The organism is Enterococcus sp. AZ163 (assembly GCF_050498925.1).
GTDB lineage: Bacteria > Bacillota > Bacilli > Lactobacillales > Enterococcaceae > Enterococcus_A > Enterococcus_A ferrettii.
Genome location: NZ_JBIPAO010000002.1, coordinates 656,212 through 681,317 on the forward strand (window position 1 = coordinate 656,212; position 25,106 = coordinate 681,317).

25 protein-coding genes and 1 other annotated feature are annotated in these 25,106 nt (G+C 39.3%); of the genes, 4 read left to right on the forward strand and 21 right to left on the reverse strand.

What is annotated here, in order from left to right; genetic code table 11:
• Window positions 1-284: 284 nt before the first annotated feature.
• The 6 genes from IGI46_RS21555 to IGI46_RS21580 form a co-directional block, all read right to left on the reverse strand.
• A complete protein-coding gene (locus IGI46_RS21555) occupies window positions 285-1,307 on the reverse strand; it encodes a LacI family DNA-binding transcriptional regulator (protein WP_429965797.1) in 1,023 nt (340 codons plus the stop codon).
• A 35-nt stretch (window positions 1,308-1,342) separates the two neighbouring features.
• Window positions 1,343-2,332, reverse strand: a complete 990-nt coding sequence (locus tag IGI46_RS21560; RefSeq protein ID WP_207701923.1) for an aldo/keto reductase — start codon at window positions 2,330-2,332, stop codon at window positions 1,343-1,345.
• Window positions 2,333-2,661: 329 nt separating this feature from the next.
• Window positions 2,662-3,690 carry a LacI family DNA-binding transcriptional regulator gene (locus IGI46_RS21565; RefSeq protein WP_429965796.1) on the reverse strand — a complete coding sequence of 343 codons (1,029 nt, stop codon included), beginning with the start codon at window positions 3,688-3,690 and terminating at the stop codon, window positions 2,662-2,664.
• Window positions 3,691-3,770: 80 nt separating this feature from the next.
• Window positions 3,771-4,979 carry an MFS transporter gene (locus IGI46_RS21570; protein WP_429965795.1) on the reverse strand — a complete coding sequence of 403 codons (1,209 nt, stop codon included), beginning with the start codon at window positions 4,977-4,979 and terminating at the stop codon, window positions 3,771-3,773.
• Window positions 4,980-4,988: 9 nt separating this feature from the next.
• On the reverse strand, window positions 4,989-7,193 hold the full coding sequence (locus tag IGI46_RS21575) for an alpha-galactosidase (protein ID WP_429965794.1): 2,205 nt from the start codon (window positions 7,191-7,193) through the stop codon (window positions 4,989-4,991).
• Window positions 7,194-7,398: 205 nt separating this feature from the next.
• On the reverse strand, window positions 7,399-7,959 hold the full coding sequence (locus tag IGI46_RS21580; protein WP_429965793.1) for a sugar O-acetyltransferase: 561 nt from the start codon (window positions 7,957-7,959) through the stop codon (window positions 7,399-7,401).
• A 279-nt stretch (window positions 7,960-8,238) separates the two neighbouring features.
• On the opposite strand from IGI46_RS21580, the gene IGI46_RS21585 reads away from it, so the two are divergent.
• The 3 genes from IGI46_RS21585 to IGI46_RS21595 all read left to right on the forward strand — a co-directional run bounded on the left by IGI46_RS21585 (window position 8,239) and on the right by IGI46_RS21595 (window position 11,026).
• Complete coding sequence (locus IGI46_RS21585; protein WP_429965792.1) at window positions 8,239-9,102, forward strand: helix-turn-helix domain-containing protein; 864 nt, start codon at window positions 8,239-8,241, stop codon at window positions 9,100-9,102.
• A 127-nt stretch (window positions 9,103-9,229) separates the two neighbouring features.
• A complete protein-coding gene (locus tag IGI46_RS21590; RefSeq protein ID WP_429965791.1) occupies window positions 9,230-10,339 on the forward strand; it encodes an ABC transporter ATP-binding protein in 1,110 nt (369 codons plus the stop codon).
• Window positions 10,340-10,594: 255 nt separating this feature from the next.
• Entirely contained in the window at window positions 10,595-11,026 is a 432-nt protein-coding gene (locus tag IGI46_RS21595; protein ID WP_429965790.1) for a rhodanese-like domain-containing protein, read from the forward strand.
• Between the two features lie 201 nt (window positions 11,027-11,227).
• Here the strand turns inward: IGI46_RS21595 and IGI46_RS21600 are convergent, their stop codons facing one another.
• Genes IGI46_RS21600 through IGI46_RS21610 form a run of 3 tightly spaced genes read right to left on the reverse strand, consistent with a single transcriptional unit; the run spans window position 11,228 to window position 12,609 of the window.
• Complete coding sequence (locus tag IGI46_RS21600; protein ID WP_429965789.1) at window positions 11,228-11,449, reverse strand: LPXTG cell wall anchor domain-containing protein; 222 nt, start codon at window positions 11,447-11,449, stop codon at window positions 11,228-11,230.
• A 30-nt stretch (window positions 11,450-11,479) separates the two neighbouring features.
• Entirely contained in the window at window positions 11,480-12,109 is a 630-nt protein-coding gene (locus IGI46_RS21605; RefSeq protein WP_429974220.1) for a hypothetical protein, read from the reverse strand.
• Window positions 12,110-12,135: 26 nt separating this feature from the next.
• The gene (locus tag IGI46_RS21610; protein ID WP_429965787.1) at window positions 12,136-12,609 is read right to left on the reverse strand and encodes a hypothetical protein; all 474 of its coding nucleotides are present in this window, start codon (window positions 12,607-12,609) and stop codon (window positions 12,136-12,138) included.
• Window positions 12,610-12,875: 266 nt separating this feature from the next.
• On the opposite strand from IGI46_RS21610, the gene IGI46_RS21615 reads away from it, so the two are divergent.
• On the forward strand, window positions 12,876-15,125 hold the full coding sequence (locus IGI46_RS21615; RefSeq protein ID WP_429974221.1) for a hypothetical protein: 2,250 nt from the start codon (window positions 12,876-12,878) through the stop codon (window positions 15,123-15,125).
• A gap of 144 nt (window positions 15,126-15,269) precedes the next feature.
• Here the strand turns inward: IGI46_RS21615 and IGI46_RS21620 are convergent, their stop codons facing one another.
• The 12 genes from IGI46_RS21620 to IGI46_RS21675 all read right to left on the reverse strand — a co-directional run.
• Window positions 15,270-16,397, reverse strand: a complete 1,128-nt coding sequence (locus IGI46_RS21620; protein WP_429965785.1) for a 5-methyltetrahydropteroyltriglutamate--homocysteine S-methyltransferase — start codon at window positions 16,395-16,397, stop codon at window positions 15,270-15,272.
• Window positions 16,398-16,484: 87 nt separating this feature from the next.
• Window positions 16,485-16,716 (reverse strand) — a binding site (T-box leader).
• A 107-nt stretch (window positions 16,717-16,823) separates the two neighbouring features.
• Window positions 16,824-17,393 (reverse strand): NAD(P)H-dependent oxidoreductase, encoded by a 570-nt coding sequence (locus tag IGI46_RS21625; protein WP_429965784.1) that lies wholly within the window; start codon window positions 17,391-17,393, stop codon window positions 16,824-16,826.
• A gap of 271 nt (window positions 17,394-17,664) precedes the next feature.
• Window positions 17,665-18,093, reverse strand: a complete 429-nt coding sequence (locus IGI46_RS21630; RefSeq protein ID WP_429965783.1) for a GNAT family N-acetyltransferase — start codon at window positions 18,091-18,093, stop codon at window positions 17,665-17,667.
• On the reverse strand, window positions 18,090-18,638 hold the full coding sequence (locus IGI46_RS21635) for a GNAT family N-acetyltransferase (protein ID WP_429965782.1): 549 nt from the start codon (window positions 18,636-18,638) through the stop codon (window positions 18,090-18,092). Before IGI46_RS21635 ends, IGI46_RS21630 begins: the two co-directional genes overlap by 4 nt.
• Window positions 18,639-18,650: 12 nt before the next feature.
• Window positions 18,651-18,794 carry a hypothetical protein gene (locus IGI46_RS21640; RefSeq protein WP_429974222.1) on the reverse strand — a complete coding sequence of 48 codons (144 nt, stop codon included), beginning with the start codon at window positions 18,792-18,794 and terminating at the stop codon, window positions 18,651-18,653.
• A gap of 90 nt (window positions 18,795-18,884) precedes the next feature.
• The gene (locus IGI46_RS21645; RefSeq protein WP_429966088.1) at window positions 18,885-19,949 is read right to left on the reverse strand and encodes an AbrB family transcriptional regulator; all 1,065 of its coding nucleotides are present in this window, start codon (window positions 19,947-19,949) and stop codon (window positions 18,885-18,887) included.
• A 104-nt stretch (window positions 19,950-20,053) separates the two neighbouring features.
• A complete protein-coding gene (locus IGI46_RS21650) occupies window positions 20,054-20,536 on the reverse strand; it encodes a hypothetical protein (protein ID WP_429965780.1) in 483 nt (160 codons plus the stop codon).
• A 29-nt stretch (window positions 20,537-20,565) separates the two neighbouring features.
• Window positions 20,566-21,162: a sugar O-acetyltransferase gene (locus IGI46_RS21655; protein ID WP_207701938.1), complete on the reverse strand. Its 597-nt coding sequence runs from the start codon at window positions 21,160-21,162 to the stop codon at window positions 20,566-20,568.
• 110 nt (window positions 21,163-21,272) lie between these two features.
• A complete protein-coding gene (locus IGI46_RS21660; protein WP_429965778.1) occupies window positions 21,273-22,091 on the reverse strand; it encodes a hypothetical protein in 819 nt (272 codons plus the stop codon).
• Between the two features lie 377 nt (window positions 22,092-22,468).
• Window positions 22,469-23,002 (reverse strand): GNAT family N-acetyltransferase, encoded by a 534-nt coding sequence (locus tag IGI46_RS21665; protein ID WP_429965777.1) that lies wholly within the window; start codon window positions 23,000-23,002, stop codon window positions 22,469-22,471.
• A gap of 133 nt (window positions 23,003-23,135) precedes the next feature.
• Window positions 23,136-23,813 (reverse strand): CPBP family glutamic-type intramembrane protease, encoded by a 678-nt coding sequence (locus tag IGI46_RS21670; protein WP_429965776.1) that lies wholly within the window; start codon window positions 23,811-23,813, stop codon window positions 23,136-23,138.
• Between the two features lie 96 nt (window positions 23,814-23,909).
• Window positions 23,910-25,106 (reverse strand): APC family permease (locus tag IGI46_RS21675; protein ID WP_429974223.1); only part of this gene is annotated, 1,197 nt, incomplete at its 5' end.

Below are 25,106 nucleotides of genomic sequence, written 5' to 3' on the forward strand. Positions count from 1 at the left end.
GTTTTGTCTATTGTTTTCTTGTGTTTTTAGATTAACGTTTATCAAACAAAAAGTCAATGTTTTTTTCACTTCGTTTTCTAAAAAGCTTTAAAATCGCTATTATAAAGGCATTCAAATCTTACAAAACGCTTCACAAGATTTTTACCCCCGTGTCAGTAAACAAGTATAAGGAATAATGGAATTATAAAGAACTTCGTTAAGAATAAGTAAACAGCAGTAAACACTAACCTACGCAAAAAAAGCCTAGAAAAGATTTCTAGACTAAATTTAGTATGTTTATTATTTTAGTTGCGTACTTGTTCACTTTCTCGAACAATAATCGTTCCTGGTACATTAATCCGAACTGGAGCACAACGAACTCCTTCGATTTTTTCTGCCGCCATCCGTACACTAAGGGAACCAATTTCTTCAGTTTCAATATTGATAGTGCTCAAAGAGGGCGTTAAGAATTCAGCAACCTCAATATTGTCATAGCTGACAATCGAAATGTCCTCAGGAATGCGAATGCTTTTTTCCTGCAGCGCACGATAAACACCTACAGCCATCGGATCACTACCAACAACAATAGCTGTCGGCAGCTCTTTGTTCTGATACGCAGCTATGAATTCTTGTCCTAGGCGCATCCCTTCAATCGTCGTCCAATCGCCAACAAAAGCCGCTGAATATTCTCCCAGCTGTTGCCGTTTCATCCAGTTCAAATAGGTCAAATGACGAATATCATCATATTTGATAATTTCACTACCATTGTTGCTGCGAATCCTTCTGAAACCGCCGATAAAGGCGATATTTCGATGCCCTTTTTGATATATCCGATCCAGATGTGACTCAGTCGCTTCCTCTAAATCGGAATAGACGGTATCAAACTTTTTTGAGACCTTAGCATCATCAATAATAACAACATTCCTGTTTTTACTGTAAATCTCCTCCAGCAGCTGTTCTTCTACCTGTCCAATCACTAGCACAGCTCCCAGCTTGTCGATCCCCTCCAGCTTAGGATTTTGCGGTAATCGATAGACATTTTCGATGCGTAGATGCGCTCGTTTCGCTTCCTTTTCCATACCAATGCGTATGTTGCGGAAATAAGGATCATCCCATTCATTGATTTTCGTAACTGAAGTAACAATTCCGATCGTTGCCACCACTCGCTTGGATCGTTCCTTTTTCTCATACCCGTAAAACTCCACTGCAGCCATGATTTTTTGACGTGTTTCTTTCGTGACTGTCAATGAAGCATCTGCGTTTAAAACCCGCGAAACAGTTCCGGGAGATACACCGGCTTTTTTCGCAACATCTCTAATCCCAACCATTTTTTCTCCCCCTTTCCTGTCTTGCGAATTCTCTTTTAATCTTTCAATAGCTGTTCAATTGTTTGCAATTCTTGTTCCGTAAAGTTAACATTTCCCAAGCATTTAACGTTTGACTCTAATTGCTTCAAACTGCTAGCTCCCACGATGACACTAGCCACCGACTTTAAGCGCATATTCCACGCCAAAGCCATTTCTGCCAAAGTTTGACCTCGGCTCTCAGCCAATTCATTCAGTCTAGCTACCGAAGCCAATGTTTTCTCGACCTTTTCCTCGTTAAGGAAAGGACTGTCTGAACGGCTGGCCCGTGAATGTTCTGGAATTCCATGTAAATACTTATTGGTCAATAAACCTTGAGCAAGCGGACTGTAAACAATCGCACCAATCCCCTCGTTTTCTAACACGTCCACCAATTCATCCTCAATCCATCGATCAAACATATTGTAGTTCGGCTGATGAATAATGAACGGCGTTCCTAACTGTTTGAAGATCTTCGAAATCTCCAATGTCCGCTGAGCATCATAATTGGACACTCCGATATAAAGAGCTTTCCCTTGATGAACCAACAGATCCAAAGCACGAGCTGTTTCTTCCAGCGGCGTTTCATAATCAGGTCTATGATGGTAGAAAATGTCAAAATACTCGACTCCTACCCGCTTCAAGCTTTGATCACAGCTGGCAATAATATTTTTCTTTGAACCCCATTCACCATAAGGGCCTTCCCACATGTAATATCCTGCTTTAGACGAAATAATCAATTCGTCACGGTAAGCTCCAAGTTCTTCTTTCATCATTCGACCAAAATTTATTTCGGCGGAACCAGCTGGGGGACCATAGTTGTTCGCCAAATCGAAATGTGTTATACCTAGATCAAAAGCTCCCAATACAATTTCCTTTTGATTCTGAAAATAGTCAGTGTCCCCAAAATTATGCCACAATCCTAACGACAATGCTGGCAATTTAAGCCCTGAATTTCCTACACGATTATACTGCATTTGCATATATCTTTCGCTGTTTGCTTGATACATTTCATCCACTCCATTATTTTTTCTACCTTTACACTGCTTAGTCTTTCCAACAAGAAAACACCTAATCCATACTAAACAAAAGTAATCGGTTTCAATTCAAGAAAAAGCTAAAATCCTTAATCAATGAACATACAAAAAATGATTACACCTTTTTACCAGAATGTTTATCCAAGTGTTTTCCGCTTTTTAAGATTATCGTTTATTGAGTAAAAAGTCAATATTTTTTTAAATGTTTTCCTTTAAAACCCCGTCATTGCAAACAAAACAATTGGTAATCCATTCCATGAAAAAAAGCAGTTAAGTGTCCAAACTTAACTGCCCAATAATAATTAATTTTCCTTCGGTACAAAGCTTTCTCGGATAATCAATTTTGCCGGGAATGATAGTGTAACGTTCACTTCCCGTTCTTTTTGAATTTTTTCATTCGCTAATCGGACTGCTGCCTTGCCCAATTCTTTAGCATTGACCTTTACCGTCGTCAAATTGGGAGTCAAAAACTCCGCAATTTCAATATCATCATAACTGGAAACAACTACGTCGCGGCCAATCGTTTTTCCTGCTGATTGTATTGCTCGGTAAACACCCACTGACAGCGGGTCACTTCCAACTAATAACGCTGTCGGAAAATTATCTGCTCTTTCTGCCAACAGCTCATCAGCCATTCGTTTGCCTTCCAATGGTTCCCATTCTCCTAATTTGTAAGAAATTTTATCAGATAGACCTTGCTCGTTCATAAATTCCTTGTAAGCCTTCAACCGTTTCTCATTTTCGTCGGCAACTTCATTCCCCTGCTCGTCAATGTCTATATTATAACCACCAATATAAGCAATCTCCTTATGCCCGGCCGCAACAAATAGGGACAGAACCTTCTTAGTCACTTTAGAAAAATCAGTGAACACCAAATCGACAGACAAATCGATATCTGGATTGTCTAACAGAATAATATTACAATTATGGTCAAGCAGCTTCTCAATTGATCCCTTTTCAATGGTACCTAACACCACCAAAGCATCCAAATTACTGATTAACTTAGACTTCTTGAAAACATCCGCAAGGGCATACTGTTCTAAATTGAAATGACGTTTTTTGCATTCTTCCTCCATACTCAGCCGCAGCTCGCTAAAGTACGGGTCATCAATTTCTCGTTGACGCGTAATTGTAGAAACCAAGCCTATCGTGGTCGTCTTAGCCCGGTTATATTTTCTTTTCTTGATGTCATAATTTAGCTCTTGTGCTGCTTGATATATTCTCTCTTTCGTGGAATCCGTGACCGAAAGGGTTTCATCAGAATTTAGCACTCTCGATACGGTTCCAGGACTCACCTGAGCTCTTCGTGCAACGTCGCGAATACCTACCATATTATCAATACCTCATGAATTTTTACTTTAACAATAATACATGATTGCTGATAAGTCAAAGTTTCGCCATGCTTAGCACCCTATTTTGAGTTTACTATTTTACCGCCAATCATCCGTTTTTGGAAATGATCGGTATTATTTACCCATAGAATTACCAATACCACTAAAACCAGTCCAAATAAAATTTTGAAAGGAGCAAAAATACTAGATGAGCCAGAAGCCGTTTGCAAAATTCTTAAGCCAAAAGGAGCCACGAAATTCCCTAGATTGCAACCAATTAAAATAATCGAAGTAGCATAGTTCATTTTACTGGAAGGAGCGTATTTATTCAGCGAATTGTAAATGAAGGGAAAAATAAGGCTTCCCGGAATTCCACTGATAAAATAGCCTACCAACAGCAGCCGAAAATTATCCTCCGAATTACCAATAAGAATAGTCGACAACGCTAGCAAACCAAGACCGATGTACAAGCATTTCTCACCAAATAAGCGATTAACAAAACCAAAGGTAGCACCCGTCAGAATACCAATAATTGGCATTACAGCCAAAAAGTTAGAAGCATTGTAGCTATCTCCTTTTAAAGAAGCCACCATTGCTGGAAACCGTACGCCAATAGCCACGAAAATCATCACCAAAAACAAAGCAAACATCGAAAGCAAGTAGACTTGAGGTAAGACCCTGGTAATTTCCTCCGTGCCTAAAGTAGAAATCTCCTCTTCCGTATCTTGATCATTAATTTCCGGCACAAACAAGCTGAACATTATCAAAATCGGAAATGCCAACAAATAAACACCAAAGGACAACTTCCAGCCAAACGCTAAAAGCAAACCCGCCACAAGCGTCATCATTGCACTACCGATATTTTCAGCTGACCCTCGGAACCCCAGCAAAGCAGCTCGTTTGTTAGGCTCATTCTTATAAAGCAGATTGATAATAGAAACTGCCAATGAATTAAACAAACCAAAGCCCGCTCCCAGCACAAAACGGCTAACAATAATCAGCGGGTAGCTAGTTAAGAAGATCGGAACAACACCACCTATTCCTACCAATAGTAAACCCAGCTGTACGGTCTTTTTCACCCCAATCTTTTGGGCGATAAAACTAGACAGAACCACAAAGATCACTACTGCCAACGCCGGAACAGTCGCAACCAATTCTCCTTGAGTCGTGGTCATTCCTAGGCTGTTCTTCATCTGAGGCAATGCACCATTGATGGCTGTAGCGCTAGTTAACAGCATGGAAATTGCTAAAATTGAAATTTGCGTGATTACCGAATTCTTCTTAACCATTTTTTTATCCTACTTTCTTTTCAAATGAATCAGCTGTGTTTGAAAATCGCCAAAGAAATCTGGGTAGTACAAGCCGATATTCATCAACTCCGAACCCGAGTAAACTGCACCTGACTCTGTATCCTCATATAACCCTTTCTCATCCAAGCCTGCTAAACGAACTTCATTGAAGACAGGCTGAGCATTTGCCAATACCCTTCCAATGAACAACAACGCTTCGTCTTGCTCTTCTGAAACGAACATCCAGGAAGCCAAATTACCCTCAAAAGGACTTTGTAAACGGATAAAATTGCCAAATTGCACCAGCTGTCTGATTTCTTGGTAATAAGTCACCTGCTCCTTCACCTGAAGCTTTTCTTCCTCACTCATCAAAGTTAAGTCTAATTCGTATCCGAACACACCGCACATTGCGACATCCGCACGAGTCTTCAATGACGTAATCCGGCCTGTTTGATGATTTGGCACCGCTGAAACGTGTGCTGTAATTGCCGAGGTTGGATAGGCTAGGCTGGTACCATATTGAATCTTCAATCGTTCGACAGCATCAGTATTGTCACTGGCCCATGATTGCGGCATGTAGTACAAAAAACCAGCGTCGAAACGGCCGCCGCCGCCGGAGCAGCCTTCCCACAAAATGTTCGGATATTTCTTAGTTAGATTCTCCATCAATTCATACACACCTAGGATATAGCGATGTGCTGTTTCCCCTTGGTTAGTTGACGAGAGGGTTAAAGAATAAGCATCCGACATACTGCGATTCATATCCCATTTAATGTAGTCAATTTCTACCTTATCCAAAATTTTCTCCATTTGGACTTGAATATACTCTCGTACTTCTTTACGTCCCATATCCAATAAATGCTGATCTCTTGAGGAAGAGGGAATCCTTCCAGGCTCGGTCATTAAGAAATCAGGATGCTCACGGTAAAGTTCTGAATCAATTGAAATCATTTCCGGTTCAAACCACAAACCGAATTTCAGGCCTTTTTGATGTACGTAGTCAGCAACACCTTTCAAACCATTTTCCAACTTGCCATCAAACTCAAACCAATCCCCTAAAGAAGAATTATCGGAGCTGCGCTTACCAAACCATCCATCATCCAGTACAAACATTTCAATCCCTAAGTCGGACGCTTCGTCGACGATCTCTTCAACCTTTTGGCTAGTAAAATCAAAATACGTGGCTTCCCAATTGTTAACTAAAATCGGACGCTCCTGGTATTGATGATGTCCACGCGCCACTCGCTCTCGCAACAGATGATGATACGTATCACTCATTTTATTAAGACCTCTATCTGAATAGACTATCAAGACCTCTGGGGTTTGAAATTCTTGCTTCGGCTTTAGTTCCCAAGAAAAATTATAGGGATTGATTCCCGCTATAATCCGTAACTGATCAATCTGGTCTTTCTCCAATTCAAAGGCATGGTTGCCGGAATAAACAAAGTTAAACCCAATTACTTCACCAGTAAACTCATTAGTATCTCTTCCAGCAATCGCTACAAAGCTATTCATATGATGACTAGATGCCCCACGACGACTTTCAAAAGTTTGAATTCCTGTTGAAATTTCTTTACGAGAGATTTGGCGCTCCCTAACATGAGCTCCCGGCAGCGAAATCACCTCCTGATACATTCCGTTGTTGGTCAAATCCAACTGCATCGAAGCGATTCTTTCAATGTTGATTGCCGTTTCCAGTCTGTTTCTGACTTTAGTTGAACGTGCGATAACCGCACGATCGCGATAAATTGTAAACAAAAGATCCACATAGATTTCTTGATCACGATCCTTTAGGATAATTGTTAAAGTGCTTGCTTCCTCATCCTCAGTTACATAGGCCGCTGGTAACCCTGCTAAAGCAGGCTTGCCTTCATCAATGAAATGATTAAAATATCGAAAATCATGCAGATTAGAGCCATTTTCTCGTCGAATGATTGAAGCAGGAATTCGATAGTCCATAGAACCATGACTAGAAAACTCTTGCGGCAGCGTGTCTTTAGAATAGGTCCGGTCAGGATGCCCTGGTACATTGCCGGAAAAACCACGGTCTCGATGAGGATAGTTTTTATAGTCTCCATAGCTTGTGACTATTTTGCCAAAATAAATATGACTTAATACATTGTCAGCCTCAATTTTCATAATGTAAGAGATTTCACCATTAGATAAATGAAAGACTTGTTGCTCTTTATTAAAGGTAATTAATTCTTGTGACATTCTTTCTCCTCCGCTCAGTAAACAAAATAATTTTCCTTATTTGTTTACTTTAATGTTTACTAAACTGTTTTGTCAATGTTTTTTTGCTTTATCTACATCTTTTTTTATAAATAGCTAAAGATTACCGGTTTTACAAAATACTTTGTAGAACAAAATAAAAAAGTGATCAGACTTTTGTCTAACCACTTAATTATTCTCACATTTATCAAATTTTCTTGGTTACCTCACAAGGTGAGCCAAAGGCAACTACATTAGGTGGGATGTCTTTCGTAACTAAACTCCCTGCTCCAATTACAGCATTTTCGCCAATTGTCACTCCAGGGAAAATAATCGAACCAGCACCAATCCAAACGTTTCGCTCAATCACTACTGGCAAATTGTACTGGGCATTTTGTTTTCTCAGCTCGGGATCAAGCGGATGAGTGCCCGTAATGATGGTGACATTCGGTCCGATCATTGTATCCTCGTGAATTTCAATTCGGGTATCGTCAACCAAAGTTAAATTGAAATTGGCGTAGACATTTTTACCCAAATAAGTATTTTTCCCCCAATTTGCATGGAGCGGCTGCTCAATATAAACACCTTCACCTTTGGCTCCTAATAATTTTTCCAACTGCTCAGATTTTTTCTCCACCTGATCTGGAGAAATCTGATTGAATTCATGTAACAGACGATTATAGTGCAGCTTTTCTTCAAAAATTTCCCTGTTCTCATAATAGATTTCACCGGCATCCATTTTCCGTTTGATCTCTTGTGTACTATCCATCTTCTCCACCTCGAATTTTCCAGTCATCAAAACGTTAAATTTTGACATGCTAATTGCGATAAGTTTACTAAACCTTTAGCTGATAATCAATCAGTTTCTTTAGTTGATTTTTAATAAAAGGGACTCAGCTGGCAGCATTCTTCATAAAATCCAAGCAAATTAACAGTATTAACCTAAATCAAATTTCATCAAAATTTAGAAAACACCCTTCCAAAAGAGTAAATTTTCTAGTAGAATCTCGTTTAAGCACATCAATATAGGTAACAATAGGAGGTCACTATGCTCAATTATCAGGAAATAAAAGCGCTTTTCCCAGCAGCTGTTTTAGCGGATTCTCCTCATCCGATTGACGAGATCACTTATTTTAAACACAAGAATCAATATATCGGTATACCAAATTCTGATTTTACTCCGCGGGAAAAACAATTGTTAAAACTTTTATTACCGCAATCGGAGTTGTCCGTTGACAATAAACTTTGGTATCAAATCCTTTTTCAGCACAAGACAATTAAAACACAAGAAAGTTATCGACTCATTCAAGTAAAGTTCCAACAGGCAGACCCCATTATGCTGAAAGCTTGGCAAAATGAGATCAAGGAAATTTTACCCGCTTTGGTGGATATTCTTGTGTTAGAGCGACAACAAGCTATTCTAATTGAAGCCTTCAGTGGAGAACCTTTCTCAGCAGCCGATTTGAAAGGTATCTTTTTGGCTCTAGATACAGACTTTACTTTTTCCACCAAACTATTTGTAGGACCCTTTCATCAATCTAACCATGATTTCACTAATCTGCTGCAAGAGGAAAAACAACTATTCACCTTTGGAGATGACTATTTACGGACAGTCAAATGTGTTACCTTGCCTCAATTGAGTGTTCCTTATTTTTCGATCCACAGCGCTCAAGACAGCTATTTGTTGGCCTCTTTGTACAAGGATTGGTTTGCTAGTGATGAACTGTTGGAAATTATTCCTGCCCTTTGGAGTAATCATGGTAATCTCAGTTCGACTGCTAAGGCACTCTTTCTACATCGCAATACACTCCTTTACAAGCTGGATAAATTTCAAACCGAGACTTTTATTGACTTAAAAAATATTGATCAACTTTTTTTATGCTATTTGATTTTAATCAATTATCACTATTAGCTGAGCTGTTTTAACAACCTGACCATATTTATCCAAAGAATCTTGTGCAAGTTGACGTTGTCCTTCTACCCGTTTTTTCGGTATATTCTTGTTAATCAAACACGCTGACAAGAAAGAAGGAACTGCTATGGTAGAAATGAAGCTGCAAAATATTTACAAAAGATATGACAATAATCCAAATAATTCTGTAACTGATTTCAATTTGGATATTGCGGATAGAGAATTTATCGTTTTCGTCGGCCCTTCTGGTTGTGGAAAATCGACTACATTGCGGATGATTGCCGGTTTAGAGGATATTACTGAAGGCGAGCTTTCGATTGATGGTAAATTAATGAATGATGTCGCTCCTAAAGACCGAGACATCGCAATGGTTTTCCAAAACTATGCTCTTTATCCTCATATGACTGTATTTGATAACATGGCCTTTGGCTTGAAATTACGGAAATATAGTAAGGAAAAAATTAAGGAGCGGGTTGAAAATGCTGCTGAAATTCTCGGATTAACCGACTATCTTTCTCGCAAACCAGCAGCCCTTTCTGGTGGTCAAAGACAACGAGTAGCCTTAGGACGAGCAATTGTCAGGGATGCTAAAGTATTTCTGATGGATGAGCCCCTTTCCAATTTAGATGCCAAGTTAAGGGTAGCTATGCGGGCGGAGATTGCCAAACTGCATCGTAGATTAGAAACTACAACTATTTATGTAACTCATGACCAAACTGAAGCAATGACGATGGCTGACCGGATTGTTATTATGAAAGATGGCTTTGTACAGCAAATCGGTTCACCCAAAGAGGTGTACAATCAACCGAAAAATGTTTTTGTAGCCGGCTTCATCGGTTCTCCAGCTATGAATTTTTTCAACGTTTCTTTGAACCAGGGGGTAATTACTGACGGTTATGGCTTAAGACTGCGTATTCCTGAAGGTAAAAACAAAGTATTGCTAGAAAAAGGCTACGAAGGTAAAGAATTAATCTTCGGTGTTCGACCTGAAGATATTCACAGTGAGCAGGTTGCTTTAGATGCCGCAGTAGGTTCCACCGTTACTGCTGAAGTAGTGGTTTCTGAACTTTTGGGAGCAGAAACCATGCTGTACACGAAGATTGGCGAAACAGAATTCATTTCCAAAGTCGATGCCCGAGATTTCCACAATCCAGGTGAAACAATTGATCTGGCCTTCAATGTTAACAAGGCCCACTTCTTTGATAAAGACTCCGAAGAGGTCATCACCTTACCCTGAGGCACAAATCCTTATTCGTCGAATCAACAATAATTTGTTGATTCGGCTATTTTTATTTGGTAAAACATTTTAGTATTTGAGGAATTGAAGAAAAACTTATACTTTCTCTTTCGCAAATGAAAAATTGTAAAAATAAAGGGGTTGCTACTATTTCTTTAACGCGCTAATTAGAATTTATTTAAATAACACTTGTGTTTTCTCTCATTGTATATTAATATTTTGTCGTAACAAAACTAGAGAGAAGGACTTATCACCATGAATTATTCAATGACCACCCAAGAATTCGTCGCCCTTGCTTTAACGAAGCCCTTGCATGTGCTGGATCTTAGAGACCCAGATTTTTTTGATACAGAAGAAGTCAGAACACCTTCTTCAGTCACACAGATTCCTTTGACTCAGCTGCCGAATCGCTATAATGAATTAGATAAATCAGAAACCTATTACCTATTCAGCCAGTCAGGGAAACGAGCGAAAACTATGGCTCGCTTTTTAACGGAAAAAGGCTATCATGCAGTCGATGTAATCGGAGGAACAACCGCGGTATTGAGCTATCTGGAAATTTTCCATCCGGCTCAGTTAAGCTTGGTAAAACACTCAGTGATCGATTGCTTCTCCCAAAGCCTGATCGTAATCAAGATGCTGCGTACAAAAGAAGACTTGGCTCAGCGCTCTGTTGAATTCGCTTAATATTTAAAACACTATTTTCATCGTGAGAATTTTTAGTTATCGTTAGAGTATGGCACTTTCTGTCGGAATACTTTTTCCTTCGCAGATCACTCCTCATCCCGACAATACCCATCTATCTGCTTTCACTAAACCAAAAGATTCTCACCACTCTCAATTCTCACTAAAAAAGTCGAAAAGCTTTAACACTCTTCGACTTTCCTACTAATTCTCTTCAAGAGATCTTATTTTATACACAACAAAAATCGTCATACACAAAATAAAACCTAAAATAATTAGACTGTTGTTGATCGTATCATTCGTTTGGGCCAGTCTGCCGGAATAAACCCGTGATTCTACTTCGGTTGAGCCAGTGACAACTGGCTGATCAGCAGGGATTGATTCCTCCGTTCCCAAGGTCCCAAAAACTTCAATCTGACTTGTCAAATGACTGCCTCCTTACTTAGAGGGATGAGTTTACCATTTTGTTGGAGTGAATTTCAGCCCTAAATCGTAAGTTTCAGTGATTTGACCAGTAACGCTGCCTTGATCAAAACTTCCTGAGTAACCAAAAGTTAAAGAAGTTGCGTTATTAGTGGTTCCAGCTGAAGTCAACTTACCTTCACTATTCGCCAATTCCCCTAAGCTTGTTTCTGCTTCACCAGCAGGAGTTCCGCTGCTGATAACCGCTACATCAGTTTTGGTTCCATTCAAGTTTGCATTCAATGCAACATTCAAACTGGTAATTTTGCTAAGTGCGCCATCTGCTGTTTGGGAAGAAAAACTTGCCACAGATACTGTCACAGGACGACCTGAATGATTTTCAATTGTATAATTTGGGGATTTAATCGTTGTTGATTTACCAGCACTGTAAAACAAGGTTTTGCTCGGCACCGTCACATTGACCCAATCAGTGTTTCCCTCGTCAATTCCGGCATCTGGTTTGGAGTTGTCCGCCCCTAGTGTTCCTTTTACTGGAACTGTACTTGTACCTGCTTCTGTTACTGTTTTGGTTCCATCACCATTATCGGTTTCAGCTGCAGCTGCTCCTACAGCAAAACTTAACATTCCAGCACTTAGCAATAATCCTGTAATAATTTTTTTCATTTTTTTGATCTCCTCTAATTGTTCTTTTATTGAACGACAATTTCCAGGGCGGATTTGACCTGTCCCTGTTGTTTCTTGGTATCTGAATTGAAAATTTCAAAGGTTGCAGTAGCTGAATAAGTCCCTTGATTTAGTTTTTTATCCAAAGTGGCTTCTTTAATTTCCTCTCCTGGTTGAATGGCACCTGAAGTGTAAAGAACCTCTCCAGTACTGTCCAGAGTAACAATTACGTTGGCCGGCTGAGCATTGGATGGTGGGTTTTGAATTGCCAATTTTCCAGTCATACTTTCTTGATCAATTATTGCAGAGGCAACAATCCGCATATTAAATTGACTGTTATCCACAGCTTGCTGCGCATAATCAGCGACTTCTGCTTCGGTCATTTTAGATGCATCTTTTCCCTCTGGTAAAAAATTCCCGGCTATCACTGTGGCTGAATCATTTTCGGAAAAATAGTTGTAAGCAAAATATCCGCCAAGCAGCAGAAGTAAAAGCAGCACTAGATACCACATTTTTTTCCTATTTTCTTTCTTTTTAAAAGTCAGTCCCTCCTTTATCTAACTGAATTTCTATTAAACAGCTTTCCTCTAACTTAACTGCTGAGGTAAGTATCTTGCTGGATTGCTTTTTATCCTACAGCATTCGAGAATGAAGGTAAATACGTTATTTTTTATATATTTTCAATTTGTTTGCAGAAAAAATAAAAATTTCTAAGAACGAATTGACGTATAGTAATCATGAAGTAAACTCGATGAGAGGAAGATTTATGAAGAAATTATCTTATTTACTCAGCATATGTCTGATTTTTTTCATACCAATAAAAACGGCGGCTGAGGAAACAATTGAAAGTCCTGAAACAAGTTCGACAGTTGCGTCTAGCCAAACAACTACCGAATCTACCAATGAAACAACAGATGAAACAACAGAAGCTACGACAAATTCAAGTCAAAGCAGTGGGTCTTCTAGTGAAGAAGCAACTAACGAATCTGTTGACACACTCGAATCAGAAGAGCTGCCTAGAATGGAACGGTCTGCTACGACATACAGTGAAGTAACTGTTCCTGAAGGTTATCACCTATATGCTATCACCAACTATGCCAGCTTCAAATCGGCCATGGCAGATACTACCTACAAAAAAAAGTACCTGCTTTTACAAACAGATATTGTTTATGGTTATGTAAATTTGGCGATCGATACCTTAACCTTTAATGCGGATACAATTATCGATGGAGGAGGGACTGATGGAACACATCAATACGGTATGTTTTTTGGTTACACTTCAAACGATGCAAACTTCAACACGAGTACTTTATTAAAGGTTTCATCAGCTAATTTGAATATCACTTTTCGTAATTTAAGCTTCGGCAGCAATGCATATCCTAATTCAACCACTGCTGGATTAGTTTATCCGTATACTAATGGTTCTTCTTTTGCAGCCAATTTGAATTTAACGATTGAAAATGTAAATTATACTATTTCTGGAAACGGTGCAGTTCCTTTTAACGGTTATTACGGAACCGGCAGCACGATTACTTTTAAAGGCACTAACAGTTTTATTAGCTCTAGTACAGGAAATTACGGACGTGAATTCGCATCTGGCTTTCGCTGGATCATTTTCGATGCAGCCAGCACGAATTATATCAAGGTGATGTCGAATCCTAACGGCGAGGATGCTGTCTTTCGTGGAGAATCGGAGAAAGGGCCCATTGATGTATCTCTCAATCAGAATGCTCAAGTAACCATTGACAATGGAAAAAATGATTTATTTGCTAGTAGTATCGCCACCTTAAATGTTGGGGAAAATGCTCAATTTCACTACAAAACTATCAATGGTGGAGGTTTGCGGGGAACAAGCTATATGAATTCAGGTATTCGCAATGTATCAGATGGAGGACCCACTACTCTGAATGTTGGAAAGAATGCTGAGGTACTTTTCGAAAACAATAAATCGGTTTCGACATCTTGGTCATTAAAGGGAAATACAGTGGTAAATGCGGATGATCCAAAACGAATTTTATTTTCTAAAACTAATGCAGGAACGAATCTATTTACTGGCGGGACAATGACCTTCAATCGAAAAGATGCTGATGCATTTAGGAAAGGACAAATAAACACTCTAATTAATGGAGCAACAGAAGCAGCAAATCCAAAATTATTAGATATCAATCAGTCTGCTTCCTATACTGAAAATAATACTGCCAATCAAGTCACTTTACTTTATCAGCCTACTGCTAAAGTGGCGTCTGTCTCTGCGACTACTAAAGTCGCTCCAAAACAAAGTGATTTAATCCTGGGTGAATCATTGATTCCTACACCAACTGATCGTACCCTGCAGGAAACCACCTATAAGGTTGCAACCGCTGATTTAGTAGCCGATCAAAATCCCAATAGCGAAAGTTCACAAGCAGCTATCGAAATGGCCAGTGGAAATACCTTGAAGGCGAACCAAAGTTTAACGGGTCAAACGCAATTTACGATCAATCAATTAGTTGCTCAAACTTATTATCTTTATACGAAGATTAAGGATCAGATCACTCTAACTGCTTCTGGTCGAACTTTCACTGTCGGTACCACGAGCAATTGGCTGTCCACAACCCAAACAGTTGAACCAGGAATTTTTGTTCAATTACCAGTTCAGGCGGCTTTTACCTCCCCCATGACTGGTGCTTTCAAAAGCACGAGCTATGATGCAATAAATCTGGGTAATACCCCAATTTTGGTTTCCGCAACAGCATTAACTGATTCAACGAACAACCAATTCAAACTGGTGGATCAGCTAACCAATAATTCTAGTTTTGAAGCAACCTTAAATTTGGAGTTAGCTGCTTCTTACAATGCCCAAAAAGAACTAGTAAGCTTGACAAACATAGATACTCGCAAAGGAGTTACCTTACAGCCCTTTTCCGAAACTGGCAGCAAAGGTAGCTTCACCTTAAAAGGCGACTACTCTGGACCACTCTCTGGAGTAAAAAGCAGCAACTATCTGCTGCAATTTTCAATTCAAGCAGCGAACTAGTTAGCAAAAAAACAAGGCGAGATTCGCGATGAGATCGATTGTTAAAATAAGGTTAGTCCCCGATTATCCAGGGATTAACCTTATTTTCTTTCAAAAAGTCTTCGGTTCCATGTTTACAGTATCATTTTATTCTGATTTCCAAGCTTACCAAACTTTTTTAGCCACTTCTTGCAGCAATTGAATTTTCGCCCACTGCTCTTTTGATGTTAATCTATTTCCTTCTTGGGTGGAAGCAAACCCACATTGAGGACTGATCGCCAAATTTTCAAGTGGTACATAGTCTGTTGCTTCTTTGATTCGTTGGACCAGCAAGTTCGGGTCCTCCAGCTCAGGAAACTTGGAGGTGACTAAGCCTAAAACTACTTTGCTATTGGGGTTAGTCCAATAACGAAGCGGTGCAAAGTCCCCCGCTCGATCCGAATCATACTCCAAGAAAAATCCATCGTAATTCGTTGAGAACAACTCCTTAGCAATTGGTTCATATCCACCAGAAAACAACCAAGAGGAGGCGTGATTTCCACGGCAGATGTGGGTGGTGATTATCAAATCTTCTGGTTTGTTTTTTAAAGCATCGTTGATGATTGTCGTACAAATTTGAGCAATCTCTTTTGGATTAATTCCTTTTGCAGTCAATTCAGACCGTTTATCTGTATCGGCCAAAAAGGCCCAATTAGTATCATCAAACTGTAAGTAGCGACAACCTGCTTGATAAAACGCTTGAATAGCCTCCTGATAGGTTTTTGATAAATCCTGATAAAAGTCCTGCAAATCAGGATAAATTTTAGTAATTTGAGAAGATCCATCATTTGCTAATAACTCCTGCCGTAAAATCATGGTCGGGCTAGGAATTGTGGCCTTAGCATAATAGCCAACCTCTGTTTCCACTAAATCCTTCAGAAAAATGAAATCAGCTAAGAAAGGATGTTCTAGATTGAAAGAAATCTTCTCTGTCACTCGGATATTGTAAGATGGAGCCGCCTTACCGTGAAACTGCTGATTGTAGCCTTGCTCTGGCACATAACCTTCAACTCCGTTTAAATTCTCCAAAAAATCAATATGCCAAAAGCCTCGCCGAAATTCGCCATCGGTAATCCCTCTAATACCTACCGCTTTTTGTTCCTTTACCAGTTTGGCAATCTCCTGATCCTCCAGCTTCCGCAACTCCGCTTGCGACAGAGTACCTGCTGCTACCTCTTGTCGTGCCTCCTTAATACTTTCTGGTCGTAAAAAACTGCCTACATGGTCTACTGTAAATGGAATTTTTTGAGTCATTGTCAACATCCTTTTCTTTTTTGTTTTAAAAAATTTGATCAAGCGAGCGTTGAAAAATAAAAAAAGCCCTTCTGCCAGCATGACTAGCAAAAGGACGAATGATCGTGTTACCACCTTAAATTTAGAAGGTTTCCCTTCCCTCAGTTCGACGTCACATTGTGAGATCGATGGCCCTGATATCGGCGGACATTCCGCTTTTGACTACCTATCGTCAAAAGTTTCTCAAAAGCCATTTTCAGCTTGTCACTTCTAACTCTTTTCACCTGCCAGAGTCTCTCTTAAACCGTTCCAAACTTACTTTCTTTCTCATCGAAAAAATATTTTATTAATCAATAGATTATCACTAAATTCTCATTTGTCAAATAGTTTTTCTAATTTTTTGAGCCAAACTTTTTCACTAGGCCTCAAAAAGTGCATCTCTTTCATTTAAAACGCTTGACTCATTTTTTCCAACTTACGTAAATATTTCTCTCGTTTTTCTGGCGTCGAGCCTCGTAAATAAGCAATTTCTGTTAATTTCACTGGCTTAATACCGCACATTTCCAGTACTTGCCGCTTCAACACACGGCCATAGTCTTGTTGAAAAAAACGTGCATAAGGCTTCGGTGTATCATGACTGGTAATAATCCAAGCTTGGCGACCCTTTAATAAACCCACTGGCATCATTCCCCTGTATTCATACGCAAAGCCCTTAGCAAATACCCGGTCAATAAATCCTTTTAAGATTGCTGGCATACTGCTCCACCAAATCGGAAAAATAAATATTAGCTGTTCCGACCACTCCAGCAGTTCCCGATACTTTTTAGTTTTTTCATCCGTAGCTAAATCCCGTCTCTGATTCTGCTCGTTAAAGACTAACAAAGGGTCAAAGCCTTCTTGGTACAAATCTAGCACCTTCACCTGATGCTGACTACTCAAATTCTCTCGAACTGTCTTTAAGACTCCCGCTGAAAAACCCGTTTGATTTGGGTAAGCATAAATAATTAGAATATTCATTAAAAGTCTCCTTCAAAAATAGTTACTGACCATTATAGACTCTTTGCAGGTTAAAAGACAGAGTTATTTAGTATGCCTTAACTATCCCCATCCGTTGACTCAATCGCTAAGTCAATAATTATTCAAAGATGTTGAGGAGCCTCATTGAATTCACATATGGTTGCCCCGGCAATAAAACGAATTTATAATTCCTCAGTCTCTCAATCAAAGGACTAATGGTATCTTGAACTTTTTGATTAAATTCAATGAGAATAAGCGATCACTTAAATGCCTAATCCTGCCAAACCATTTGATATTCTAATTCATTGGTGGCCTGTTCAACTTGACTTCCAGTACATACAAAGTTTTGTTTTTGATAAAAGTGCAGGGCTTGTTCATTTTTAGCATAGACAGATAAAAATAACTTTGTCTGCTGCTTTTTGACTTCAGCCATCAAAGCTTTGCCAATGCCTTGGTGTTGATAAGCGGCTTGAACAAAGATTCCGGCAATATACTGATCCATTAAACCTAAAAAGCCGACAATTTTATCTTCCCGATAATAAGCAAATAGTCTGGCATCAGGCAATAATTCTCTGACGTCCGTATAATTTTTTTGCCAGTATTCAGCTGGAATAAAAGCGTGAGCCGAAAGATTGCTAGCCAACCAGATTTGGGCAAGTTCATCAATTTCACTATGTGTTGGTGTTAATTCTTTAATCATAACTGATCCGATCCCTTCTCTGGTTTCACCGAATAAAAGCCAAAAGAGAAATATTTTAATACCTTACGATATGCTTCGAAGGAGAAGTCAGGCGCATTGGTCAATACATCGTAAACGACCCCAAACTCCTTCACACGATAACCAGTATCCTGCATTTGATTGTTGAAATAGAATTTTTGTCTTCGTTTTCGCTGCGCATAATCAGGATAATCTGGATCAACGGTTTCAATCGTCAGAACAATTCCTGACTCCGCATATTCTTGTTGAATCCAGCGAACTATTTGCGAACCATACCCTTTTGAACGCATGTCAGGATCGGTCGCCAGATAGAAAACGAAGGTTAGCCCTTCGTTATAAACCAAATAAGCAAAACCACAAAAAACCTCCTGATCATAAAACGCTAAAAAATCCACCCGCTTTCTACGTGCAAACAAGCGCATTAGCCAAAAGGGCATCTGTTCATCCTTTGGAAAAGAATGCTTATAAATTTCTACAATTCGTAAGTAAGCGGGCAGCTGCTTCGTAACAGGTTTGGTTGTGAGCATCAAATCCTCCTTTTATAAATAGATCAAAAAAGACTTCTTCAAGCTTAATTTTCTTTTTACTTGCTTGATTGTTGAAACAATGGCAATCCACATAATCATTTTGTAAGCCGCAGTTGAAATCAACGAAATGACCATAATACATACCCAATTCGGCATTTTCAAGCACACACTTCATCTTTTCTACTAAAAACAAGTATAACAAGTCCTTATTCTCACAGCAAATTTCGATAATAAAAAAACGCTGAATCAGCGTAAAAAGGCGTGTTCGACAACTAAGCGAACTAGTATTGGCAAAATAATAATTGTATAAAGCGTTCGACAAATTTGGATACCGGCAATTTTGGGCATATCACCGCCCAACTCTCCAGCAATTAGCGAAATATCCGTCGCTCCTGCCGGTGATGAAGCGAATAGAGCTGAGCGCAAGTCTAAAATCCCCCTCTTGTAAACGATAAAACCAAACAAGATATTAATCAATAAATAACTGATCAGCAAAAGACAAGCAGGAATGAATAGCTGAACTATTTGTTCCAGACTCTCTCTAGTAAAGGTACTGCCAATAATCGAACCAGCCAAAATCTGAGCCAATTGCCGTATTTTATTATTCAACGGTGCCGTATTTTTTAGAAGCTTCAACCCACAAGAAAAAATAAGCGAGAAAATCAGTGCTCCTACTGGTATTTGCAAGTACATTCCCAGCAAGCCGCCAAATCCGGCAATTAGAAGAATCAACAGATTATTCATCAACTCATGATTGGTTCCAAAAGGCACAAGTTTATTGGACGATATATCATCCGCTACTTCCCGTTTCTCGACTTTACCTAAGCGTTTCAGAATGAACGTAATCCAATAAGGCAATATCAGCAGCATTCCTACCAGACGTGCCAACTGCATGGTAGCAACAATTTCTGCCTGTGCTCCCATGTCAATACTAATCAATGACACATCCATGATCCCACCTGGAAGACAGCTCAAGAGCGCTGTGGTCAAATCAATTGAAAAAAAACGAGCAAATAAATAGCCCATCACAAAGGTATTAATGGTGAAAAAGGTCAGCAGTAAAACAATCGATTTTGCCAGTTTAGGAAAGTTTAGCAAATCCTGCTTTGATACTTGCTGACCAATATATGCACCACTGACAATTTGAGCGATGACCTTTAAACTGCTAGGCATAAACATAGCATTCGACAAAATCGAAAAAAGCGCCACTGCCAGCATACTTCCCGTCATAAAAGCGGCTGGCATTTTTAAACGCTTGGCGACTGTCCCACCCAAAAAGCCGACAATTAATGTTCCTACAATTTTTAACAGCAACTGATAAATCTCCTTGTAAAAGTATTAAACTCAATAGCTTCATTTTATCAGTTGATTACAGTTGGCTCTGTTCTTTTATTGTTCTTTTTTAACAAACAGAATTATTCACCGCGGATACCTGAGATCTTCTGTTCGATCCGTTTCGCATCTAAACGATATCTGACACTGCTGGCACTCAAAACAATCAGTACGATAATTGTTATGAAAAAATGGAGCGGAGATCTTGGTAAATGAAGTTTCCCAAATAACTCATAGGTCACATAAATGCTGTTGAAAAGACCAGCTAATGCTACATAGAACCAAGCGGTCGCTTTATCAAAATACAACAGCAACTTTTTGAGATCATTGGCTTCTAATTTCATTTCACGGATAATGATGAGTGCCCGTTCCTTTTCTTTGTGGATTTTTAATGGAGGAAGTACCCAGTAAAGAGGAGAAATTTTTTTGACTGTCTCTAATCTGCCCGAAACCATTTTAGAAAAAGTTATTGCCTGATCTGATAACTCTAAAAAGGCTTGGTACATAGGAAAGATAAACAGCAGCCATCCGCCAGTAAAACCCAATAGATTAATAAAAAGCGCCATTTCTGCACCCCATTTCGTTATGAAAATAGCTAAAATTTATTACCATTTTTCCGATCGGATTCGCGAATTGGTCGAATCACTTTGCAAGGATTCCCAGCAGCAATTACATTGGCTGGAATGTCTTTCGTGACTACACTGCCTGCACCAATAATCGTATTTTCCCCAACTGTCACTCCTTGTAAAACATGGACACCCGCTCCCAGCCAAACTCGGTCACCAATTTTTATCGGTTTTGAATACACAATATGGTCTTCAGCTCGTTCAATAGGGTCTTCCGCATGATTCGCGCCATACATTCCCACTCTGGGAGCAATATAAACACCATTACCGATTGTCACTTGATTGCAGTCTAGAATAATTAGGTCATGATTAATGTACACATTGCTGCCAATAGAAATGTTAAAGCCAAACTCACACAAAAAATTTGACTCAATATAAACGTCCTCACCGATCGAATGTAATAGTCCTTGTAAAATTGATAGATCATACTTGTTTTCCGAATTCACCAAAAAATTGTATCTTCGGCATTCCTGGATTGCTTTTGCCCGAATTGCTTCAACACCAGCATCCATATCATCGTAGGGTTCTCCAGAATTAATCATTTTTTTTACTGTTTCAATGTTCAAAGTATTCAACCTCCTAGTTATTAGTCATTTGAGTATATCATTAAGTAAAAGACTTGTTACAACTAAAAAAAGAAAACAGCCGAATTCGACTGCCTTCTTTTAATAATTTTTTACTGTGCTTTCTGTGCATCCATATCATTTTCCGTTTTAACTAATTCCTCGTAGGTTAAAATGCCATCGTTATTAATGTCCGCTTGCGAAGTCTGTTCGCTAATCACTCGTTCGCCATTTGGCAACACTCGTAAAACTGTTACCTCTTCACCCCATGGCGTAATTAAGACTTTACCAACTTGAGCTTCCTGTTGGGCATTCTGAGCGTCCATATCATTTTCCGTTTTAACTAATTCTTCATAGGTCAAAACACCGTCGTTATTGATATCCGCTTGAGAGGTTTCCTCACTGATTACTCGTTCACCATTTGGCAATACTCGCAAAACAGTCACCTGTTCACCCCATGGCGTAGTTAATACTTGGCCAATTTGACTCGATTGCTGCGCTTCGCTGGACGGCGTCGTTTGTTGATTGTTCGCCGTTGAAGTTGCAACAGTATTTTTTTCTTTTATAAAATCAGCAGATGGTGTAATTTTTACTTTCTGTTCTTTCTTCAAGTCATCCAAGGAGGCAGTAATAGTGATGGTTTTGCCTTCTGCTTCCTCTAATTTGTAATCATAAGTGAATTTCCCTTTGTTATCAGCTGTTACCGTATCATCTTCAATTTTAATCTTAGCCTCAGGATCAGTGCTTCCTTTAATCGTTGCTTTCCCGGTATCGTCCGTTGTAAATTCTTTGGCAACTGTTAATTTGAGACTTTTTACCTCAGAAGTCGATTGCGCCATACTGGAGCTAGTGGTCCCGTTGTCTCCTGAACCACAGCCTGCTAAAGCAACAGAACAACATAGTAATAAAGTTAACCCAATGATTTTTTTCATGGTTTCACCCTCTTTTTCTCTCTGTAATATAATTGTAACAAAAGAAATCTTTTTGTAAATACTTTTTGGCGAAAAAAACTAAATTTTTTTCCTATTTCTCCTCTAATCTTTGATAGCGCTCTTCTTTCAAGCTGCTTATTCATTATTATCTCTGTCTATAGTGTACCATACAACTAAATTAGACCAAATTTTTACTTGTGTATTCTATCATCCAGCTAGCTATCTTTGTGCGTGCTTCGCCATTTCCCAGTAGATATTCACAGTCAGATTGAACCCAACGGCTTGTATCTTTGTTTTATAAAATACACAGAAAATAAAGAAAAAGGTATCCCAACTCATTCATTAAGGTTGGGGTACCTTTTCTTTATTCTAACTATCTACCAATTCTCTGGCTTGTCCATTACCTTCGCTACATGGACTAATCCAGCATAATCAGCCAAGTTAATAGTACTGATCGGTTGAACCATCCACGCATCCTCCAACCCTTTTTTTGTAGGATAAGGTGGAATAAAGCCTTGTGGTAATGCTGGGACAAATCCATGACGAGGATAATAGTCAATATGACCTAAAACAAACACCAAATCTCCCTTTTGCTGCTTTAGCAGATTCAGACCTGCTCGAATCAACTGCCCGCCAATTCCCTTTTTTTGATGGCTAGGAATAATCGCCAGAGGAGCTAAAATTGAAACTGATAATTCTTCAAAACCTTCTAGCCAACCTTTAGTAAACAAAATATGCCCTACTGCCTGTTCTCCGTCGAAAGCCAATAGTGATAGTAACGGTTGTGCCGTTGGATCGTCCAATAATTCATCAGCCAGCACTGGCACTTCTGGGTCATTAAAGGCTAGATCCTCCACTTGAAAAATTGTCTTACGGTCCTGCTCATTTGTTTCACGAATGTTAATGGTCATTTTTTGCACTCTCCTTATTTTTTAGCTATGAGAAGAGCGTGTTACCAGTAGTAAACATAAGCTTGTCAAACAAAGGCCTCCTTTTATCTATTACCTAAAGTATAAAGGAGAACGATTGATACGACAACAAATTTTAGTGCATACCTGCAAGTAGTACAAAGAAAAAAATCAGATAATCATAAACAGTATGAGCGATAATTCCACCGCGAAGGCTGTCGGTTTTCTTCCAGGCATAATTGAATGGGAGACGCGTCAAGCCAATGACTACTAGACTTTGGTACCAATTCCAAGAATAAGTGGTCAAATGCAACGAACCAAAAAATAATGCACTCAAAATGGAACTGAAAAGAAAGGCTTGCTTTTGTCCGAATTGCTTAACTAAATAATAATACAAAGGAAAAGCTACTGCGGCAGTCGTTAGTTCTTCACCAGCCAGTGAGATCCAGGTGGTAAGAAAGAAATAGATATTTTGCAGTAAGCTGTTCTCGTGCAACGATTGCGCAATAGGATTTTCTACCGTTTGATTATTCAACAATAAATTGCCCAATCTTGCAGCAATCGTTGAAAGAACAAAGCTCAGCACTACAAACAGTATGATGTACCTTATTTTGCCTTTTCCCATTGGTTTAAGGAATAGTTTGCAAGCATCAGGACCAAATTGAAAAAGCAGCGCCAATAAAGAGAAAAGAAACAGCCAAATCCAGCTAAGCGGCCAGTCAGTCGTGCGTCCTATAAAACCAATTGCCAACAAAAATGGCGTGGCTATTAATCCCCGACGGTTGGGCCTCGTTTGTTCTATTTCATCCAGCATAATGAAACCTCTCCTTTTCCAAACAGTATACAGGAAGTCCCAAAAAAAGAGATAAAATTAGACTGCTAACCGATTGGCAGCAGTCTTTAGTCGTACTTATTCCATTTCCATTTCTCTTGCCGTTCGTTCTTTGATGGATTTATCAATCAACCACTCGCCTATGCCCACCGCTAAACCAACTCCAGCAACTAAGAACAAAACATAAGATACTGGATTTTCTCCTTCTGGAGGCAGAAAGAAGAAGATTGTACTGAAAGCAAAGAAGATAAATTGAACAGCTGCGACTAATTTTCCAATACCGTCACCACCAGGAATTCGGAAAGGTCGTTCGATATCTGGGTCTTTCTTACGCAAAGTAATAAAAGCGAATGAAAGAATAATATATGGTAAGAAGAAAATAATCGACGTAAAGGACAGCAATGTCCAAAATAAATTAGCATTACTAGAAGAGATTAAGCCATAAAAGACCAGCAATGCGGTTGAAGAAAGTCCCAGTAAAATAGCTGAGCCAATTGGCGCATGTACTTTATTGGTTTTTGCAAAAACCTTCGGCAGCTCACCCTCTAGTCCCGCCTCTAACGCAGCCTTGTTGCCCCCTAAAGCCCAACTGAAAATGTAACCTAGAAAAGCGATAAAGGAAATTACACCAACAACGATTACCACCCCGCGACCAAAAACTTCTCCAAAAGCAATAAACAAACCAGAATCAGGGTCAATACTGTCCACTGGCAAAATAATCAGCATGGCCACTGCCGCAATGATATACAAAACAATTGTACAAATACCGCTAGAGAAAACTGCTTTTGGCACATTTTTGCTAGGATTTTCCATTTCACCTGCTGAACAGCTGATCAAATCGTAACCTGTTAAAGCATAAACATACACCGGAACTAACGCAAAGAAGCTTAAGTCAAAGGTTGGTACGATATTAGCCATCGAAAATTCTGTTTGTGATCCCTTAGTAGTTAAGGTCATTACTGCTCCGATCATCAAAGCCAAACAGGCCAATAATTTACAGATCGTACTTAGCATAGTCAGCCATTTAGCATCCTGTAGATCAATACAGTTGAAACCTACAACAACCCAAGTGCAAATAATGCAAAAGATAACCATGCCCCATACAGATAGATCTGGGAAAAACAGCATTTGTAAAACGGACCCCATTACTACTAACGTCGAAGGAATAAAGCCCGCCACATTGACCCAGTACCACCAGGTAGTCCGAGCTGCCCAACGATCCCCGTAAGCTCGTTTGATCCAAACATAAATTCCTCCTTGATCAGGATAAGTCGA

What these genes read in the sequence shown, in the direction of transcription:
- IGI46_RS21555 (WP_429965797.1), bottom strand. Translation starts at nt 1,307, where the DNA reads ATGGTTGGGATTAGAGATGTTGCGAAAAAAGCCGGTGTATCTCCCGGA.
- IGI46_RS21560 (WP_207701923.1), bottom strand. Translation starts at nt 2,332, where the DNA reads ATGTATCAAGCAAACAGCGAAAGATATATGCAAATGCAGTATAATCGT.
- IGI46_RS21565 (WP_429965796.1), bottom strand. Translation starts at nt 3,690, where the DNA reads ATGGTAGGTATTCGCGACGTTGCACGAAGAGCTCAGGTGAGTCCTGGA.
- IGI46_RS21570 (WP_429965795.1), bottom strand. Translation starts at nt 4,979, where the DNA reads ATGGTTAAGAAGAATTCGGTAATCACGCAAATTTCAATTTTAGCAATT.
- IGI46_RS21575 (WP_429965794.1), bottom strand. Translation starts at nt 7,193, where the DNA reads ATGTCACAAGAATTAATTACCTTTAATAAAGAGCAACAAGTCTTTCAT.
- IGI46_RS21580 (WP_429965793.1), bottom strand. Translation starts at nt 7,959, where the DNA reads ATGGATAGTACACAAGAGATCAAACGGAAAATGGATGCCGGTGAAATC.
- IGI46_RS21585 (WP_429965792.1), top strand. Translation starts at nt 8,239, where the DNA reads ATGCTCAATTATCAGGAAATAAAAGCGCTTTTCCCAGCAGCTGTTTTA.
- IGI46_RS21590 (WP_429965791.1), top strand. Translation starts at nt 9,230, where the DNA reads ATGGTAGAAATGAAGCTGCAAAATATTTACAAAAGATATGACAATAAT.
- IGI46_RS21595 (WP_429965790.1), top strand. Translation starts at nt 10,595, where the DNA reads ATGAATTATTCAATGACCACCCAAGAATTCGTCGCCCTTGCTTTAACG.
- IGI46_RS21605 (WP_429974220.1), bottom strand. Translation starts at nt 12,109, where the DNA reads ATGAAAAAAATTATTACAGGATTATTGCTAAGTGCTGGAATGTTAAGT.
- IGI46_RS21615 (WP_429974221.1), top strand. Translation starts at nt 12,876, where the DNA reads ATGAAGAAATTATCTTATTTACTCAGCATATGTCTGATTTTTTTCATA.
- IGI46_RS21620 (WP_429965785.1), bottom strand. Translation starts at nt 16,397, where the DNA reads ATGACTCAAAAAATTCCATTTACAGTAGACCATGTAGGCAGTTTTTTA.
- IGI46_RS21625 (WP_429965784.1), bottom strand. Translation starts at nt 17,393, where the DNA reads ATGAATATTCTAATTATTTATGCTTACCCAAATCAAACGGGTTTTTCA.
- IGI46_RS21630 (WP_429965783.1), bottom strand. Translation starts at nt 18,093, where the DNA reads ATGATTAAAGAATTAACACCAACACATAGTGAAATTGATGAACTTGCC.
- IGI46_RS21635 (WP_429965782.1), bottom strand. Translation starts at nt 18,638, where the DNA reads ATGCTCACAACCAAACCTGTTACGAAGCAGCTGCCCGCTTACTTACGA.
- IGI46_RS21640 (WP_429974222.1), bottom strand. Translation starts at nt 18,794, where the DNA reads ATGCCGAATTGGGTATGTATTATGGTCATTTCGTTGATTTCAACTGCG.
- IGI46_RS21650 (WP_429965780.1), bottom strand. Translation starts at nt 20,536, where the DNA reads ATGGCGCTTTTTATTAATCTATTGGGTTTTACTGGCGGATGGCTGCTG.
- IGI46_RS21660 (WP_429965778.1), bottom strand. Translation starts at nt 22,091, where the DNA reads ATGAAAAAAATCATTGGGTTAACTTTATTACTATGTTGTTCTGTTGCT.
- IGI46_RS21665 (WP_429965777.1), bottom strand. Translation starts at nt 23,002, where the DNA reads ATGACCATTAACATTCGTGAAACAAATGAGCAGGACCGTAAGACAATT.
- IGI46_RS21670 (WP_429965776.1), bottom strand. Translation starts at nt 23,813, where the DNA reads ATGCTGGATGAAATAGAACAAACGAGGCCCAACCGTCGGGGATTAATA.